This is a genomic window from Clostridium sp. D5 (assembly GCF_000190355.1).
Taxonomy (GTDB): Bacteria; Bacillota; Clostridia; order Lachnospirales; family Lachnospiraceae; genus Faecalicatena; species Faecalicatena fissicatena_A.
Map to the genome: position 1 here is coordinate 7,227 of NZ_GL870817.1, position 15,516 is coordinate 22,742.

The window sequence follows — 15,516 nt, forward strand, 5'->3', positions numbered from 1 at the left end:
TNTNTTTTATGATTTTTCAGGGGAGTTTTTTTAAAGGAATCTGGATTTCTGTTAAATACTTTTGCGGGCATTCTTCATTCCATGGGCCCCGGTGTACGATCTGACGATTTGGCCCGGACATCTTATACTGGGTGCTTTTCTGCAGCCATTCTGCAAAAGCAAGGTAGGCCCCTGCGATATTAGAGAATTCGCCATATACCATAGTGCAGGCCATAGCGGAAACCGGCTCGGTATGGCGGAAAGAGAAGCTGCCCATATCCTGCCCCGTTGTCAAGCTTTCTTTTTTTAAAACAGCACAAAGTTCTACATCTACATTTTCCTCTCTGTAATCGTCATCATGGTAGATCGAAAATGTTTCACCGGACAGATCAATCCGATTATGCTCAGCAAAGGCCGATAGTTCATTCCACAGTCCGCCTTCAGCATAATAATCAGGAATCACCCGCCTCAAAGACAGGACATGACAGCCGGGAAGGGGTTTTATAGAAATATGATAATGCAGATCACCTTTTCCATGAAGAAGCTGATCTTTGGTAGTCTCAATCCTCTTCAGTTTTGCCTGCTCCTCTTTGATATTTTTTACTACTTCCAGATACTTTTGATCCAGCTGTTCTATAATAAAAGCATCATTTTTGCTCTTAATTGCAGCTGCAATCTCCGCAACCTGAAATCCGCTGTCCCTCAAATATACAATTCTATTCAGAACAGGAATCTGCGCCGCAGAATACATTCGATAACCTGTCCATGGATCAATCTCCGCCGGAGCCAAAAGCCCCATTTTATCATAATACCTGAGCATCCTTACGGAAACCTGTGTCAACCGTGAAAACTCACCAATCCGAAACACATAACCACCCCGTTCGTAATCTTAGTTATACCATTGATTATATAGAGGGCTGCGCAGCACTTCAATAGCAAAACGACAAAGCAACTTATAAAAGTCTCAATCTTTGTGTGCTTCCGTAAAGCCGGCCTAATCCGCTGCCTTCGTCATGAAATTAAAATAGGGAAGCACCTCATCCTGCCGGTATCCCGCGCCTCATTTTGGACAGGCGTCCCCCATCCCCCAATCTACTTACTATAGTCCCCAGATCTACGTTTCATTGCTTTTATTAAATCTGTCAAAGCCTGGATCTCATCTGCTGTCAAACCTGACAGATCGAGATCCTGCTTTTTCTCTAGTCCCAGCAGATAATCGGTAGTAACTTTAAAGATTTGTGATATAGAAATTAGAATATCATAGGAGGGCATACGCAGTCCGGTCTCATAGGCACTGATTACGGATTTAGTAACTCCAAGCCGTTGTGCCAGCTTAGCCTGAGTTAAATTATTTAGCAAACGTAAAGTCTTGAGCGTGTTTCCAAAATATACCATTTTTACACCTCCCAATTGTAGTTTACTATAGTATATGTATTTGATAGGTGGATTAAGTATTGATATAGTTGACAAAGAACGGAAGATTAAGTTATAATTTTAAGTTGAAATAAGTAAGGAATCCATATAGGTTTTTTTCGCAGTATAAAATGTTTCAAGAACATATCAAAAGACGAAAGGCAGAGTAAATATAATGGTTTTTGCAGTGAATATCTGGCCCGTTTTAGATTCTGAAGAAAAAAGAATACAGATTTACCATATGCTCGTGGACTGTGGAACAGTCAGTCAAAAAGTAGAGACCAAAATGACCAGATTAGGGCTGCGAAATTATCTGCTGCAGATTTATGGCGAGCAAAAATGGACGGGAAATCTGAGAAATCATTTTAAACATCTTGATAAATATGTGGATATGAGATATAAAGAAGATAGCAGTCTTCTTACATATATATGTGAATGCAGCTCCCGGGAAAAGTTACTGTCGGTAATGGACCAAATCAGGCTGAGCTGTGATTTGAATGAGGAGGCTTTTTATGTATCTGATAACCCTCAGCAGACAGATACCATGCTTGACCTGCTCGAAAATGAAAATAATATCATGCTGATGAATTATTATGAGCCTGATTTGTACAGAATGTTTACTAAAAACCTGGATAAAATGAAAAAGCTAGGAGAAGTATGCGGGATATCCCCTCGTGATTATTTAATCGTATCAGATGCAGTACTTGCCCTGTTTAACCTGGAACCGTTCGCGCGGATCAGCTGGATTCCGATCGGGAAAGAGAGCGAAAGGCTGAATCGGCTGAATAGGAGGGAATATGAAGGCATATTAGCAGAATGGCAGGGGGAGATAAACAAACCTGAGAATCAGGTCAGCTATCTCGGATTTCGATTCATCTCCCTGGATATGCTGAGAAAAATGAACAAAGGAAAAATAGGACACTTTTAAGTTTCTTTTTTCCTTCAAAGGGGTCAGACCCCTTAGAGGAGCCGCTGCCATGAGACAATTTAAGAATGGAAGAAATCCTGTCCTGCCGCCGGATGTCCATATTCCGGACGGGGAAGGACATGTTATGCCGGATGGAAAACTGTATATTTATGGAAGCTTTGATGACACAGAGGATGAATATTGCAGTGATAAGTATTATGTTGTATCGACTGCTGACATGGAGAACTGGGTTATTCATGAGGAAGCGCTAACTGGAGGAATGGTTCCATGGATAAATGACCCGGATGCACCTAAATATCCGGGAATCGACCTGACCCATCCGACACCGTTCATGAAAAGGATTCTGGAGGAGACTTCCTGCAGAAATGACGGGGTGGAGAAGGAGGAGAAGCCGGCTGAAGAAGAGCCGGTATTTTTATATGCTCCGGACTGTATTTATAAAGATGGAACATATTATCTTTACTTTTGTGCATCTGATGACAGCGAAGGTGTGGCAGTATCTGACCGCCCGGAGGGTCCGTTTGGGGACCCGGTACAGCTTCCATGCGGAGGGATTGACCCCGCTGTTTTTATAGATGATGACGGACAAGCCTATTACTACTGGGGACAATTGTTCTCCCATGGTGTCAGGCTGAATAAGGATATGATGTCATTTGACCCGGAAAATATTGTGGATCATCTGGTGACGGAAGAAAGACATTTTTTCCATGAAGGGTCATCTATGAGAAAGATAAAGGATACGTATTATTATGTCTATGCAGATATGGAGAGGGGAAAGCCAACTTCTCTTGGCTACGCGACAGGCAGGTCCCCACTGGGCCCGTTTGAATACCAGGGAATTATCATAGATAATGATGGCTGTGATCCGGAAAGCTGGAATAACCATGGTTCTATAGAATGTATGAATGGACAGTGGTATGTATTTTATCACCGCAGCTCCCGGGGCTGCCGGCAGTACAGACGACTATGTATTGAGCCCATTACCATCAATCCGGATGGAACAATTGATGAAGTCGAGATGACTTCTCAGGGGGCGGGAAAACCATTCGGACCCGGAGAGACAATTATGGGATATCAGGCCTGCGGTCTCAAGGGGACTGTATATATCGGTGCAGAAGAGAATCCGGGTGCAGGGTATTGTGAAAAACTGACACATATATCCGATGGAGACGAAGCCGTCTTCCGGTATGTGAAGAGTGAAGAAGAATACAACAGTATATGGATTCTTTCCGAAGGAAGCGGACTGATAGAAGTATTGCTGGGCGGAAAAACAGCCGGTTTTGTAACAGTTACGGATGGAGTACAGCAAAACAGCGAAATCAAAATGGCAGCCGGAGAGTATGAACTGACACTGCGGTTCAGAAATACAAAAGGACTGCAGATAAAAGAGATCGTTATAAATTAGACAAGCAGGGTCAAAGGGGTCAGACCCTTTTGCAGAGGGGGCTGTCCCCCCTGCAGAAGGGGTCTGACCCCTTTGAGTTTAAGCTATCGACAATGCCGATCGCTTTGTGCTATGATAGTCATATGAATGAATGGAGGAAAGAATATGAATGATACATTATGCAGAGAAGCCTGCCATTTGATAAAGGAACTGATGGAGTGTTATGTATCCAGAGGGGCTGTTAAAATTGAATCGATGTTCCAGTATCTTTCACCGGGGATTCTGGTGATTGGAACCGGTAAGCATGAATTTTACACCGATCTTGAATCTCTTAAGGAAGGTCTGGAAAAAGATCAGGAAGAGGCAAAGGATATTGATTTTATTATAAAAAATGAGTGGTTTGAGGCAAAACAGATTACAGAAAATTCCTGTGTTGTCTATGGAGAGTTTGAAGCGAGTGAGTCTGACATAGAGGGAAAACAGGTCATCATTCATATGGACACCAGAATTACGGCAGAAGTTCACAGACAGCCGGATGGGAGTCTGCTGGTTGACAGCCTGCATCACTCGGTTCCATATATATATCAGCATGAGGGCGAGTATTATCCGAAGACTTTTGCTGATATTGCAGAAGAAGCACTGCGCCGCAGTGAGGTCCTGGAGAAAAGTATTCAGCTGGATTCCATGACGGGGCTATATAACCGTAAATATACAGAGAAGCATATCAACAGAATGCTGACTGAGGATAGGACCGGCGGTCTGATGTTTATGATCGACCTGGATGAATTCAAACGGGTTAACGACGAGATGGGCCATCTTGTAGGGGACGAGCTGCTGAAGAAGGTGGCAGGAGTCCTGGCAAAGAGCGCTGCGCAGGCCTCCGAGATAGCAGGCCGGATGGGCGGAGATGAATTTATGGTGTTCCTGCCTGGCGTGAGAAGTGACGAGGAGGGAGACCGTCAGGCGGATTACCTTATAAAAGCGATCGGGCAGGTGTTTTCGGAAATAGGAATGCAGCAGAGCTGTTCGATCGGGATTGCAAGGGCAGGTGCAGAAGGAGAAAGCTTTGAAAGCTTATACCATAAAGCAGATGCTGCGTTATACGAATCAAAAGCCTTGGGAAAAAGAAATTTCCATTGGCATTTGAAAGAATAAAATGAAATTTAAGGAGAAGAAAGGCGGAAAGGGTTATGGAAAGTAAAATTAGCAGAGAAGAAGCATTTGAGTTGCTAAAGAAATATAATAAGGAGCCGTTTCATATTCAGCATGCACTGACTGTGGAAGGTGTTATGCGTTGGTATGCCGGGGAACTAGGTTTTACAGACGAAGCGGACTATTGGGCAGTAACCGGGCTGCTCCATGATATTGATTTTGAACTTTACCCGGAGGAACACTGTCAGAAAGCGCCGGAGCTTTTAAAAGAAGGCGGTGTGGGAGATGATATGATTCATTCTATCTGTTCTCATGGCTTTGGAATCTGCAGCGATGTAGAGCCGGTACATGAGATGGAAAAAGTAATGTTTGCAGCGGATGAGCTGACAGGATTGATCGGAGCAGCAGCACTGATGCGCCCTTCCAAAAGCGTAATGGACATGGAAGTATCCAGCATCAAAAAGAAGTTCAAAGACAAACGGTTTGCGGCCGGATGTTCCAGAGATGTAATACGTCAGGGAGCAGAGCGTCTGGGCTGGGAATTGAATGATTTGTTTGAGAAAACGATCCTTGCAATGCGTTCCTGCGAGGAAAGTATAAGCAAAGAAATGGAGAATTACAGCGCATAGCAAGCGTATTTTGGGTATTGCAACCAGAGGTTGACAAATTGCAAAGCCCTGTGTTCTTGTCATTTACTCCTGTGTGGGATACTGATACTGAGGTGATGATGATGAAATTATTATTTGCTGAGGATGAGATCAGCATGTCAGAGGCGGTTGTTGATATTTTGACTTACCATAAATATATTGTAGACGCTGTGTATGACGGAGAGGCGGCTCTTGAATATGCCCGTTCGGCCCAGTATGACGGGATTATCCTGGATATTATGATGCCCAAAATGAGCGGGCTTGAGGTGCTGGGCTGTCTGCGCAGGGAGGGATACCGAACGCCCATCCTGCTGCTGACTGCGAAGGCGGAGGTGGAGGACCGCATTCAGGGGCTGGATCTTGGTGCGGATGATTATCTCCCTAAACCGTTTGCCATGGGGGAACTTCTGGCGCGGATCCGTGCTATGCTGCGCCGCAGGGAAGAGTTCACTCCCGATATTATTACATGTGGTAATATCTATCTGAACCAGAAAAGTTACGAACTGAGTGGGAACGGGCAGACATTTGTACTGGCGAAACTGGAATATCGTCTGATGGAAACTCTATTGCTGAACCAGGGTATGTACCTTTCCTCAGAGGAGCTGCTCGTAAAAGTCTGGGGATATGAAACAGAAGCCGAATTGGGCACAGTCTGGGTTTATATTTCTTATCTGAGGAAACGGCTGGCAGCCCTGGGCGCTAACGTGGAAATAAAGGCCAAACGGAACATTGGATATACTCTTGAGGTAAAAGAATGACAAGAACACTTCAGAAAAAGTTTATTACAACCGCGATGCTGGCAATTACTGTTTTGATCCTGGTACTGCTTGGAGCAATTAATGGCATATACTGCTGGATATCCGGCCAACAGATGGAACGGATGCTGGGAATGCTGGCTGATAATGGCGGTGCTCCGTCCATGCAGAGGGAAATGCCAGAGAAGGAGATGCCTCAGAGAGGCAGGCCGGGATTCCTGGATCAGCCGATCGATGAAGATACCGCCATGTCGGCCCGGTATTTTATGGTACGTTATAATTCGGACGGGGAAGTTGTGCAGACGGATATCAGTAAAATTGCCTCTGTAACAGAAGAAGAGGCCGGTAAAATGGCGGATAAAGCGCGGGAAAACGGGGATACGGAAGGCAGAACAGAACAATTTCGTTATAAAATAACAGAATCCGGGGACGGAAAAGGCAGTGTCGTCATTTTTCTGGATACATCCTCACAGATGCATTCCATTCTCATGGTCTTGGGGATTTCAATATTCATCGGCATGCTGTGCTGGAGCCTTATGCTGGTTCTCGTCATTCTTCTCTCTAAAAAAGCGATTCTTCCCATCGCGGAAAACATAGAAAAACAAAAACAGTTTGTAACAGATGCCGGCCATGAGATCAAGACACCTCTGGCCATAATTATGGCAAATACAGATGCCATGGAGCTGCACAATGGAGAAAATAAATGGAGCCGCAACATCCGGGAGCAGACAATACGTCTGAACGGACTTATGCAGAATCTGCTGGCGCTGGCGAAAATGGATGAAGGCGGAGTAAAGCTTCTTTCGTCAGATATCTTACTGAGCAGTCTGCTGGAAGAGATCCTGCCGTCTTTCTATGAGCCGGCATCCCTCAAAGAAATTATAATACAAGAAAATATCCAGCCAGATATCATAGTGCACGGGAACCGAGATAATATGATAAGGCTTATCACGATCCTGATGGATAATGCGGTAAAATACACATCTCGGAAAGGAAACATAAAAGTTTATTTGGAAAGAAAAGAAAATACTGTTGCATTAAATATAAAAAACACGTGTGATACTCTTCCGGAAGTCGAGCCGGAAAAACTTTTCGACCGCTTTTACAGAGGCGACAGCGCCAGGACACAAAAGAGCGGGGGATACGGCATTGGACTGTCCGTAGCCCGCGCAATAACAGAATCACATAAAGGAAGCATTACGGCATCCTATGAAGAAAACCAGATTATATTCACAGTAAGGCTGAAAGTGCAGAATGCATGGTCATAAGGACTGTACCAGGTTCATCGCACAATCGGCCCACTGTGTTAACCTCTCTGGCTTCCATTTAACTGTTGATATATCTTTCAGCAGAAATTCCACTTTTACCTGATTAGAAGATGCAGCCTGATATGTTTCAAGCAAATCAGCGCGCACAAGCTCCAGATCCAGTGAAGGGGATGCAAGGAATGCAGGTGATGGCTTGTTTGACATGATGATATCTTTTCGGATGCGTTCCGCAAAAACTGCTTTATTGCTCCACGGGCTGCAGGATATTTTTCTGACAGACGGAATCTGCTGTATAATATCTAACCGGTCATCAAGCCGTTCACAGCAGCCGTAATAAAACATGCCAAACTGGCTGGCGATCTGTGACACATAAGGGACTTCGAACTCCCTGGTTGTATCAGGTGAGGCAGAGGTAAAAAGCTGGGCCATGGAGCATCCCCATGAATGATGAGAGTCATTTACCTTTCCAGCCCCAAAGCCGGGAAGCAGTTCATCGGTATATATTCCTGAACAGTGGCAGAGATTGGCTGAAGCATCGAACAGCTTAAGTTGATTCGCCTGCCGGATGCCGGCAAGTGCAGAGTGAGTCATCTTTTCCATAATGGAGTGAATAAATTCCGGCCGGTCAATTAAATCAAAATATACACTCTCCACATTCATGAGTTCAGCCAGGACATCCCAAATCTGTAAACGTATTTCAACACCGCCTGCCTGACGGACGGGAATAATACCGTCAAAAATAAAGTCTGCAGCCTCTTTCCACTCTCTTGACTGTTCTTTATCCAGCGTAATCTGCATATCTTTTATTTTTTCCAGATCGTCTTCACTATTCAATTGGTTATGATAGCTGTGAGAGATGACAGTATTGTCAATATCGGTACAGGCATTATCCTCATGGGAAGTCGGGCCATAACCCGTATTATGAGCACAATAAGGGATGGTAAGAATGGGTTCAACCACCATATCCACAGGGAAATGTTTCCACTGATAGATTGTTCTCCGCAGAGATGTCTCAATATCCCGCAGAAAGCCGTTCTCTGTTACACAGGTCAGAGAGCCGTCATAGTTTAACTCATTCCAGGGTAATTGGCTGATCGTAACCATGGGTCTTGTATTATCATGGCGGTTGAAAGACTTCCAAAGTTCCATTTTTTCTTTTTGGATGGGAAGTGCTGCTATTTCCGCATATTCTTTTGCCAGTTGCCTCAGAACGTCGATGTCATGCTGTTTTAGATTCATTTTTTTACCTCCTGTAAAATAGATGAAGTTTATTTAGGTGTTTCCTGCCTATAAAATAGCATGAAATGCAGCTGCATGAAATCTGAAATAGTAACAAAAAACACTCAAAAAACAACTTTTTGTATTTTATATATGGTAAAATAAAGAGAAACTGAGGTATACATGCCCGCCTGCCGGGGGAGGAATATGTATACTCATTAAGTCGGAGGGTGAATATGTTATTAACTTGCGGATACCAGGAAGTGCCAAAGTCATGGTATGTTATGGAACAGAAAGCGTCCATATATACAAGAATTTATTATGTTAAGAAGGGGGATGTGGTATATGAATCTAATGCTGAAAAAAAGAAGTTAGCACCAGATACATTATATTGCTTTCCAAATAAAATTCCTTATCAAATGCATCAAAACCAGCAAGATCGTTTGAAATGCCTGTATTTGCATGTTGATATAGCTCCTTATGTGATATCACAATTACGTGAGGTCCATCCAGCAGAACATCCGATTATTCTTAATCTGCTTGAGGCTTTTACCGAGAGCTGCCGACAGTGTGAGGGGGAGTCTATGTCCATGCTGCAGGAGAGTTTAACAAAATCCATCATAGAGTATTTAAAACTGCTAGGAGTTTTTGAAACTGTGGAGGAAAAAATATCACAAAGCGTATTGTATATGATGGAAAATGTGGATAAGAAGATATCAGTTCAGGAGCTGAGTGAAGTCAGCGGATACCACCCACAGTATTACATACGGTTGTTCCGTTCCTGTATGGGAATGACACCCCATCAGTTTTTAATACAGTACCGTATGAAAAAAGCACTTTCTTTATTAAGTCAGGGCTTTCCGGTATATGAAGCTGCAGAGGCTGCAGGATATAATGAAAGTAAGAACTTCACCAGAGAATTCAAGAAAACATATGGGATACTGCCCAGACAGGTGAAGTCATATATATTCTACTGAGTTATCTGCATAAAAGAGATAAAAGTAAGAAAATGGGATATGATATAAAGTAAAACTCCAGTATACGAGCTGGCAGTCTATTGACAGGAAAGTGAAAAGGGGAAGCTCTATGAAACTGGGAAAAAGAAAAGAAACAGGGGCAGTCCTGATTGAAGCGGTAAGAATTGCAGTGGGAAGCGGCGCAGCCATGTATGCGGCTTCCCTTTTGCGTCTGGAATTCGCTGCATCGGCGGGGATGGTAACACTGCTTACGATACTGACTACAAAATGGGAAACGCTCAGGCTGTCGGCAGCACGTATTCTGACATTTATTCTGGCCGCTGTTCTGGCATGGGCCGTGTTCAGCCACATCAAAAGCGACGGCGCCGCATTTGGAATCTTCGTATTTTTTCTGGTTCTGATAAGCGAGTGGATCGGCTGGAGGGTAACAGCATCTGTAAATGCGGTTATAGGGACTCACTTTTTGGCTACACGCAACTTTTCAGTTTCATTTATTGCAAATGAATTTCTGATTGTATTTTTAGGTATTGCCATAGCCGTCATTGTAAACCTGTTTCAGAATAATGGGGTGCAGAAGAGCAGAATCATAGAAAATATGCGCTTTACGGAGCAGGAATTTTCTAATATTCTGGAAGAACTGGCAGCTTTTCTGTCCAGTCAGGACAGGAAGGAAATTGTTTGGGAAAAGCTGGATTACCTGGAGGCAAAGCTGGAGGTATTTATAGAACAGGCCTACGTATATCAGAATAATACGTTCAGGTCTCATACCAGTTATTACAGTTCTTACTTCGAAATGCGGGCCAAACAGTGCGGCGCGCTTCAGCATCTTCATCTGGAAATGGAAAAGCTGAAGACGCTCCCAAAACAGGCTGTAATAGTGGCAGATTATATCTATTATTTGAAAAATTACGTTACGGAGATGAACCGCCCTGAAAAGCAGCTGGCGCGTCTGCACGCGCTGGCTGAGGATATGAAATCCCAGGAACTTCCCCACAGCCGTGAGGAGTTCGAGAACCGGGCGGTCCTCTATCATATACTGATAGATCTGGAAGAGTTTCTGCAGTATAAACAGCATTTTGTGGAGCGGATTGATGATACTCAGTTTGCAGTTTACTGGAAAAAAGAGGTGGAGGATTTCAGCCGCTCCAGAAGCAGCTGAAGATTTGTGACGGTCTCCCGGTTTATAAAGTGCTCAATCTTTTCCACCTGTTCCAGCTCATTTTCGGAATGATTGAGCAGACAGAGGAATTCGTGCAGGACATCGTGGCGGTATAGCAGATATTCCCCAATCTCCAGTCCCTTTTGGGTTGCGGTCAGGTAACCGTACTTCTGGAAAGAAATATACCCCCGTTCTTTCAGCGCACTTACCATTTTGGAGGCGGAGGATGGTTTTACGTGCAGATTCTCCGATAATGACTGGATTCTTACAACATCCTGTCCCTTCAGCATCCGGCAGATCATCTCCAGATAATCTTCCATGGATGCAGTAAGATCATCGGTATTATGCAGTTCATAGCCCTTCTGAGTATAAAAACCATTTCTATTGTCCATTATTTTGTTTCTCCTGTTAAGCTTCGTAAGCCTATAAAGTTGTTTGAAATTAATTTGCCAGAGTGCAGCATTCTTACAGATTCTCGGCAAACGGATAGGATCAGGAAAGAAAGTTTCCTGATCCTAAATTCTATGACAGAGCAACGGTGCTTATGAAAATTGGACGGGCTGAGAATGCTGTGTCTGCATAGTGAACTTTATTTAGAGACACTTTGTTTCATAATTTTACGGTCAATCAAGATACATACATCATCAAAAACGGCTGCTAAAGTGATTCCAATCCCATAAGTAATCATCATTGTCGGAAGGTTTTCTCCATTTGTTGCAAATAAACATGCCAAAGCGCCAAACATGATAGGAATTTTATTCTGCCACTTCATCGTAATTAATAAATGAATCACAACCATCGCTATAGTTCCAAGACCACCGTATAACAGATTTGTCAATGGTACCGATAATCCCTGCCTGGGTCCCAGTGCATATACATACAGGAAAAAATAAGCCCATAAAATTCCGATTGCCATAGATCCCAGATAGGTTGGGAGGTCTTTTATTCTGGCGTTTGCATTGGCTGTAATCGGAAAACCGATAAAGGCCATCCACATAGGCGCTGTAAACCCCATGCCTAAACGATAAGTCATGTAAAACAAACCACTTGAAGCACCTATAAAGATTCCCTGCGCGATCAAGGATTTAACCTGAACTTTCATTGTAATCTCCTTTCTTTATGAGAGTCAGGCGTTTGTGAAATGCCTGAAATCATATCATCCATGTTAATCAGATACGGGCAATTACTTCTATCTCCAGTAATGAACCAAGCTTCATATCCCCTGCTGTGATTGCAGTTCGTGCAGGTCTGTTATCTTCCATGTACAGGGCATACACTTCATTCATTCCTGCCCAATCATTCCGGTTGCGTAATAGAACCGTAGCTTTTACGACTTTACTTAAGCCGGAGCCCTCAGCCTCCAAAGTGGCCTTGAGGTTTTTCATCACCTGATGTGTTTGTTCTATAATTCCACCCTCAACTTTATTTCCATTTTCATCAAGAGGGAGATGACCTGATGTAAAAATCAGATTATCCGCCCTTACTGCCGAAGAATATGGGGCAGGAACTGGTTTACGTAATTCCATTTTGCCATTCACTCCTTTCTCCAACTTCATTTTCTATAAAATAAATGTATCCTCCACTTTTAAAACTTCAGCCTTCACTCCTGGAATCTGTTCGGAGACATCGCGGGCGAACTGCTCCGGATTCGCTTTAATCAGTGGGAAGGTATTATAGTGGAACGGGATAACAATTGGTGCACCTACAAGTCTCGCGGCTTCCACGGCATCCACCTGATCCATTGTGTAGAATCCCCCAATAGGAATAAAGGCTAAATCCAGGTGATATCTTTTTTGGGGAAGGGCTAAATCTGAGAATAATGCAGTATCACCCAAATCATAGATGGTTTTTCCGCCAAAATGAACAATCACTCCTGCAGGTGCAGATACATTTCCCTTTTGAGATACCGAACTATGTACTGCCTGAACTAATTTCACCCATCCGCCTTCAAATTCTGCAGTTCCGCCAATGCCGGGACCAACAACATCTGTCAGGCCTTCCGCCTCCATTTCATAAGAAAGCTCTGTCTGTGCAATCACTTTTGCTCCGGTGCGTTTTGCAATATTTACCGCATCGCCGACATGGTCAAAATGCCCATGTGTAAGAATGATAACATCTGCTTTTACATCTTTCCAATTTAGATTAGATACTGGATTTTCATCAATCCATGGATCAATCAGTACAACTCGTCCTTCATCTTCCAGACGAATCCCTGCCTGTCCTAACCATTGTATTTTCATGATATCCCTCCTTACTTCTTCATTTTACCTTTTCAAGATCTGTTATATTATTGAGAATTTGCACCGCCATCAATCAATATTGCCGCCCCGGTCATATGTCTTGCATCATCGCTTGCAAGAAAAATTGCTGCCGGTGCAATTCTTGCCGGGTCCGGAAGAATGCTTTCACCCGCATTACGCAGTACAGTAACAGATTCCCAGGCTTCCTGAGCGCCTGCCGCCCTATAATCACTGTTGAACTCTGTTTCTACAGCTCCGGGCGCCATCATATTTACACGAATGCCATAAGGTCCCAGTTCCGCCGCCGCCGCTTTTGTGAAAGCTGCAACAGCACCTTTGGAAGCGCAATAGAGAGTAGCATCAGGTGCACCAACAAACGCAAGATTAGAAGCGAATAATACAATTGGACCACCGCGTTTTGTCGCGCGCCAGCGTTTTGAACACTCTCGTGTCAGCAAGAATGCACCTTTTGCATTTACCGACATAATTTTATCAAAATCTTCACTCATCAGATCTTCGATTTTTTTAAAACGCGTAATACCAGCGGTATCAATTAAAGCATCAATCGGTTCGCTTTCGTCAAAGACACGTTCTACTTCTTTCTGACTGGAAATATCAGCCTGGATGAAATAATTTTTTTCCCCGAGATTGTTGCAAAAATCTTCTGCTGACATATTGTTATCTCTGGAATTTGTCCGGATATCGACAATCGTTACTACTCCGCCTTCTTCAACGAGCCCTTCAACAATTGCCCTTCCGATACCCGAGAGCCCCCCGGCTACCATCACTCGCTTATTTACAAAACGTCCCTTTGCAGATTTACCCATCTTATCCTCCTGTCCCATCATTATATGGTTTTTATTTTATTTGTTCTGGAAGAACCCAGCCAAGTGTCCTGGCGAAGCGTTCAAAATTTTCTCCAAGAAATCCATTGAGGTGTTCTTCTGTAATCTTTGCGCGCCCTTCCTGATTATACGAAGGAAGTGTACGAAGAGCAGCAATCGAAGCTTCCGGTGTACTCCAGGGTGAATCTGTACCCCAGAATATCTTATCTGTAACATTCTTATCAACCGCATAGGATAATTCATCCCATAATACCCGAATTCCACCACCATAGCCATCTCCATCACGGCCAGAAATATCTGCATACACATTCTGATGTTTGCGCATTAAATTCAGCGCATCAACTCCGTTTGGAAAATCAACCCCAAGATGTGCAATGATTACATAAAGTTCTGGGAATGTGCGGCAGATACCATCCAGAATATTTACCGATTCATACGCCGCCACCGCCTGCGGATTTACAGTTGTACCCATGTGGAACAGTACGGGTACTTTATGTGCTGCACAATATTCAAATACTGGACGGGCACGAAGATCATTTGGATCAAAGTCCTGATAGTTTGGCGCAAGTTTCAGGCCTTTTAATCCTAAAATTTCAACCGCGTATTTCAGCTCATCAACCGCATTTACTTCAATTGGGTCTACAGATGCAAAGCCAATTGCACGTCCGGGAAAGCGGGCACATTGCTCTGCAACATAATCGTTCGTGACATGCAGCTTCATATTTCGTTTGGCTGCAAATCCCAGGAATACAGACAAAGAAACTCCCGCTTTATCCATTTCTTTTATCAAGTTTTCGGTGTCGATATCAAATGCTTCCACCGGCATACCAAAGGGTTCAAACCATGGCCTGATATAGTCTGGCTCCCATTGGCTGCGCTTAGCTACATGAACATGTGTATCTATAATTCTCATATTTACCTCCTTAGACAGGGGGAAGATCTTTCCAGTTTCAGAACTTCCCGTCCCGCAAATATGTAAATCGTATTCTGGATTTTAAGGATCTTCTATAATTCAAAATACATTAATCTGGCAGAGCTACCATAACATCTAACTCAAATAAACAATCTGGTCTGTAAAGACCTGTGATAATACTGGAAGTACATGCAGGCGGCATATCACAAACTGAAGGATAGAATTTATCACGCTCAACAACGTAACGTGGAAAATCCTCTTCCCTTGTAAGATAGCCGCGGCAGAAAACAACATCATCCCAGTCTGCACCCAGGCTTTTTAACGCAGTTGTTACATTTTTATGAGTAAGAGCGACCTGTTCTTCGAATGTGCCCTGAAGTTGTTCTCCGTTCTCGTCGATTGCTACCATTCCGCCAAGCAGAGCAATGCGGTGGCCAGGCTGTATAATTGCAGCCATAGAATATGCCGCTGTTGGTTCATAAACTTCCTTTGGATTCAGTTTAATGTTTGTTTTGGTCATTAATTTTTCTCCTTTTTTTGTTATTTTAAATAATTGAATCTATTTCGTGAATGCATTCAAAAAATATTCGTTTATTATTTATAGTTAAATTATATTGGAATAATTTTCAGATATCAAA

The 15,516-nt window shown here is 43.4% G+C and carries 18 protein-coding genes; 8 read left to right on the forward strand and 10 right to left on the reverse strand.

The window, feature by feature from the left end; genetic code table 11:
* Positions 1-16 precede the first annotated feature (16 nt).
* Both HMPREF0240_RS17475 and HMPREF0240_RS17480 read right to left on the reverse strand, forming a co-directional pair.
* On the reverse strand, positions 17-847 hold the full coding sequence (locus HMPREF0240_RS17475; RefSeq protein WP_009004743.1) for a MerR family transcriptional regulator: 831 nt from the start codon (positions 845-847) through the stop codon (positions 17-19).
* Between the two features lie 224 nt (positions 848-1,071).
* Positions 1,072-1,374, reverse strand: a complete 303-nt coding sequence (locus tag HMPREF0240_RS17480) for a helix-turn-helix transcriptional regulator (protein ID WP_009004744.1) — start codon at positions 1,372-1,374, stop codon at positions 1,072-1,074.
* Positions 1,375-1,567: 193 nt separating this feature from the next.
* On the opposite strand from HMPREF0240_RS17480, the gene HMPREF0240_RS17485 reads away from it, so the two are divergent.
* From HMPREF0240_RS17485 to HMPREF0240_RS17510, 6 genes are all read left to right on the forward strand, one after another.
* Complete coding sequence (locus tag HMPREF0240_RS17485) at positions 1,568-2,320, forward strand: hypothetical protein (RefSeq protein WP_009004745.1); 753 nt, start codon at positions 1,568-1,570, stop codon at positions 2,318-2,320.
* A 49-nt stretch (positions 2,321-2,369) separates the two neighbouring features.
* Positions 2,370-3,725 carry a family 43 glycosylhydrolase gene (locus HMPREF0240_RS17490; RefSeq protein ID WP_009004746.1) on the forward strand — a complete coding sequence of 452 codons (1,356 nt, stop codon included), beginning with the start codon at positions 2,370-2,372 and terminating at the stop codon, positions 3,723-3,725.
* 144 nt (positions 3,726-3,869) lie between these two features.
* Positions 3,870-4,859: a diguanylate cyclase gene (locus HMPREF0240_RS17495; protein ID WP_009004747.1), complete on the forward strand. Its 990-nt coding sequence runs from the start codon at positions 3,870-3,872 to the stop codon at positions 4,857-4,859.
* A 35-nt stretch (positions 4,860-4,894) separates the two neighbouring features.
* A complete protein-coding gene (locus HMPREF0240_RS17500; RefSeq protein WP_009004748.1) occupies positions 4,895-5,485 on the forward strand; it encodes a hydrolase in 591 nt (196 codons plus the stop codon).
* Positions 5,486-5,586: 101 nt separating this feature from the next.
* Positions 5,587-6,261, forward strand: coding sequence for a response regulator transcription factor (locus HMPREF0240_RS17505; RefSeq protein ID WP_035314044.1), 675 nt, complete (start codon positions 5,587-5,589; stop codon positions 6,259-6,261).
* The gene (locus HMPREF0240_RS17510; RefSeq protein WP_009004750.1) at positions 6,258-7,526 is read left to right on the forward strand and encodes a HAMP domain-containing sensor histidine kinase; all 1,269 of its coding nucleotides are present in this window, start codon (positions 6,258-6,260) and stop codon (positions 7,524-7,526) included. The genes HMPREF0240_RS17505 and HMPREF0240_RS17510 overlap by 4 nt, the downstream gene beginning before the upstream one ends.
* On the opposite strand, the gene HMPREF0240_RS17515 is transcribed toward HMPREF0240_RS17510, so the two are convergent.
* Entirely contained in the window at positions 7,521-8,765 is a 1,245-nt protein-coding gene (locus HMPREF0240_RS17515) for a hypothetical protein (RefSeq protein ID WP_009004751.1), read from the reverse strand. The genes HMPREF0240_RS17510 and HMPREF0240_RS17515 overlap by 6 nt on opposite strands.
* A gap of 215 nt (positions 8,766-8,980) precedes the next feature.
* On the opposite strand from HMPREF0240_RS17515, the gene HMPREF0240_RS17520 reads away from it, so the two are divergent.
* The gene (locus HMPREF0240_RS17520; protein ID WP_035314046.1) at positions 8,981-9,721 is read left to right on the forward strand and encodes an AraC family transcriptional regulator; all 741 of its coding nucleotides are present in this window, start codon (positions 8,981-8,983) and stop codon (positions 9,719-9,721) included.
* Positions 9,722-9,830: 109 nt separating this feature from the next.
* Positions 9,831-10,880, forward strand: coding sequence for an aromatic acid exporter family protein (locus HMPREF0240_RS17525; protein ID WP_009004753.1), 1,050 nt, complete (start codon positions 9,831-9,833; stop codon positions 10,878-10,880).
* On the opposite strand, the gene HMPREF0240_RS17530 is transcribed toward HMPREF0240_RS17525, so the two are convergent.
* From HMPREF0240_RS17530 to HMPREF0240_RS17560, 7 genes are all read right to left on the reverse strand, one after another.
* On the reverse strand, positions 10,832-11,272 hold the full coding sequence (locus HMPREF0240_RS17530) for an iron dependent repressor, metal binding and dimerization domain protein (RefSeq protein WP_009004754.1): 441 nt from the start codon (positions 11,270-11,272) through the stop codon (positions 10,832-10,834). The genes HMPREF0240_RS17525 and HMPREF0240_RS17530 overlap by 49 nt on opposite strands.
* 197 nt (positions 11,273-11,469) lie before the next feature.
* Positions 11,470-11,982 (reverse strand): DUF1097 family protein, encoded by a 513-nt coding sequence (locus HMPREF0240_RS17535; RefSeq protein ID WP_009004755.1) that lies wholly within the window; start codon positions 11,980-11,982, stop codon positions 11,470-11,472.
* A gap of 67 nt (positions 11,983-12,049) precedes the next feature.
* Positions 12,050-12,406: a RidA family protein gene (locus HMPREF0240_RS17540; protein WP_035314101.1), complete on the reverse strand. Its 357-nt coding sequence runs from the start codon at positions 12,404-12,406 to the stop codon at positions 12,050-12,052.
* A gap of 33 nt (positions 12,407-12,439) precedes the next feature.
* Positions 12,440-13,120, reverse strand: a complete 681-nt coding sequence (locus HMPREF0240_RS17545) for a metal-dependent hydrolase (RefSeq protein ID WP_009004757.1) — start codon at positions 13,118-13,120, stop codon at positions 12,440-12,442.
* Positions 13,121-13,167: 47 nt separating this feature from the next.
* Positions 13,168-13,947 carry an SDR family oxidoreductase gene (locus HMPREF0240_RS17550; protein ID WP_009004758.1) on the reverse strand — a complete coding sequence of 260 codons (780 nt, stop codon included), beginning with the start codon at positions 13,945-13,947 and terminating at the stop codon, positions 13,168-13,170.
* 31 nt (positions 13,948-13,978) lie between these two features.
* The gene (locus tag HMPREF0240_RS17555) at positions 13,979-14,878 is read right to left on the reverse strand and encodes an amidohydrolase family protein (protein WP_009004759.1); all 900 of its coding nucleotides are present in this window, start codon (positions 14,876-14,878) and stop codon (positions 13,979-13,981) included.
* 109 nt (positions 14,879-14,987) lie between these two features.
* Positions 14,988-15,398, reverse strand: coding sequence for a RidA family protein (locus tag HMPREF0240_RS17560; RefSeq protein WP_009004760.1), 411 nt, complete (start codon positions 15,396-15,398; stop codon positions 14,988-14,990).
* Positions 15,399-15,516: the final 118 nt, after the last annotated feature.

Bases quoted from the DNA above. Each gene is read 5' to 3' on its own strand.
- HMPREF0240_RS17480 (WP_009004744.1), bottom strand. From the start codon at position 1,374: ATGGTATATTTTGGAAACACGCTCAAGACTTTACGTTTGCTAAATAAT.
- HMPREF0240_RS17485 (WP_009004745.1), top strand. From the start codon at position 1,568: ATGGTTTTTGCAGTGAATATCTGGCCCGTTTTAGATTCTGAAGAAAAA.
- HMPREF0240_RS17490 (WP_009004746.1), top strand. From the start codon at position 2,370: ATGAGACAATTTAAGAATGGAAGAAATCCTGTCCTGCCGCCGGATGTC.
- HMPREF0240_RS17495 (WP_009004747.1), top strand. From the start codon at position 3,870: ATGAATGATACATTATGCAGAGAAGCCTGCCATTTGATAAAGGAACTG.
- HMPREF0240_RS17500 (WP_009004748.1), top strand. From the start codon at position 4,895: ATGGAAAGTAAAATTAGCAGAGAAGAAGCATTTGAGTTGCTAAAGAAA.
- HMPREF0240_RS17505 (WP_035314044.1), top strand. From the start codon at position 5,587: ATGAAATTATTATTTGCTGAGGATGAGATCAGCATGTCAGAGGCGGTT.
- HMPREF0240_RS17510 (WP_009004750.1), top strand. From the start codon at position 6,258: ATGACAAGAACACTTCAGAAAAAGTTTATTACAACCGCGATGCTGGCA.
- HMPREF0240_RS17515 (WP_009004751.1), bottom strand. From the start codon at position 8,765: ATGAATCTAAAACAGCATGACATCGACGTTCTGAGGCAACTGGCAAAA.
- HMPREF0240_RS17520 (WP_035314046.1), top strand. From the start codon at position 8,981: ATGTTATTAACTTGCGGATACCAGGAAGTGCCAAAGTCATGGTATGTT.
- HMPREF0240_RS17525 (WP_009004753.1), top strand. From the start codon at position 9,831: ATGAAACTGGGAAAAAGAAAAGAAACAGGGGCAGTCCTGATTGAAGCG.
- HMPREF0240_RS17530 (WP_009004754.1), bottom strand. From the start codon at position 11,272: ATGGACAATAGAAATGGTTTTTATACTCAGAAGGGCTATGAACTGCAT.
- HMPREF0240_RS17535 (WP_009004755.1), bottom strand. From the start codon at position 11,982: ATGAAAGTTCAGGTTAAATCCTTGATCGCGCAGGGAATCTTTATAGGT.
- HMPREF0240_RS17540 (WP_035314101.1), bottom strand. From the start codon at position 12,406: ATGGAATTACGTAAACCAGTTCCTGCCCCATATTCTTCGGCAGTAAGG.
- HMPREF0240_RS17545 (WP_009004757.1), bottom strand. From the start codon at position 13,120: ATGAAAATACAATGGTTAGGACAGGCAGGGATTCGTCTGGAAGATGAA.
- HMPREF0240_RS17550 (WP_009004758.1), bottom strand. From the start codon at position 13,947: ATGGGTAAATCTGCAAAGGGACGTTTTGTAAATAAGCGAGTGATGGTA.
- HMPREF0240_RS17555 (WP_009004759.1), bottom strand. From the start codon at position 14,878: ATGAGAATTATAGATACACATGTTCATGTAGCTAAGCGCAGCCAATGG.
- HMPREF0240_RS17560 (WP_009004760.1), bottom strand. From the start codon at position 15,398: ATGACCAAAACAAACATTAAACTGAATCCAAAGGAAGTTTATGAACCA.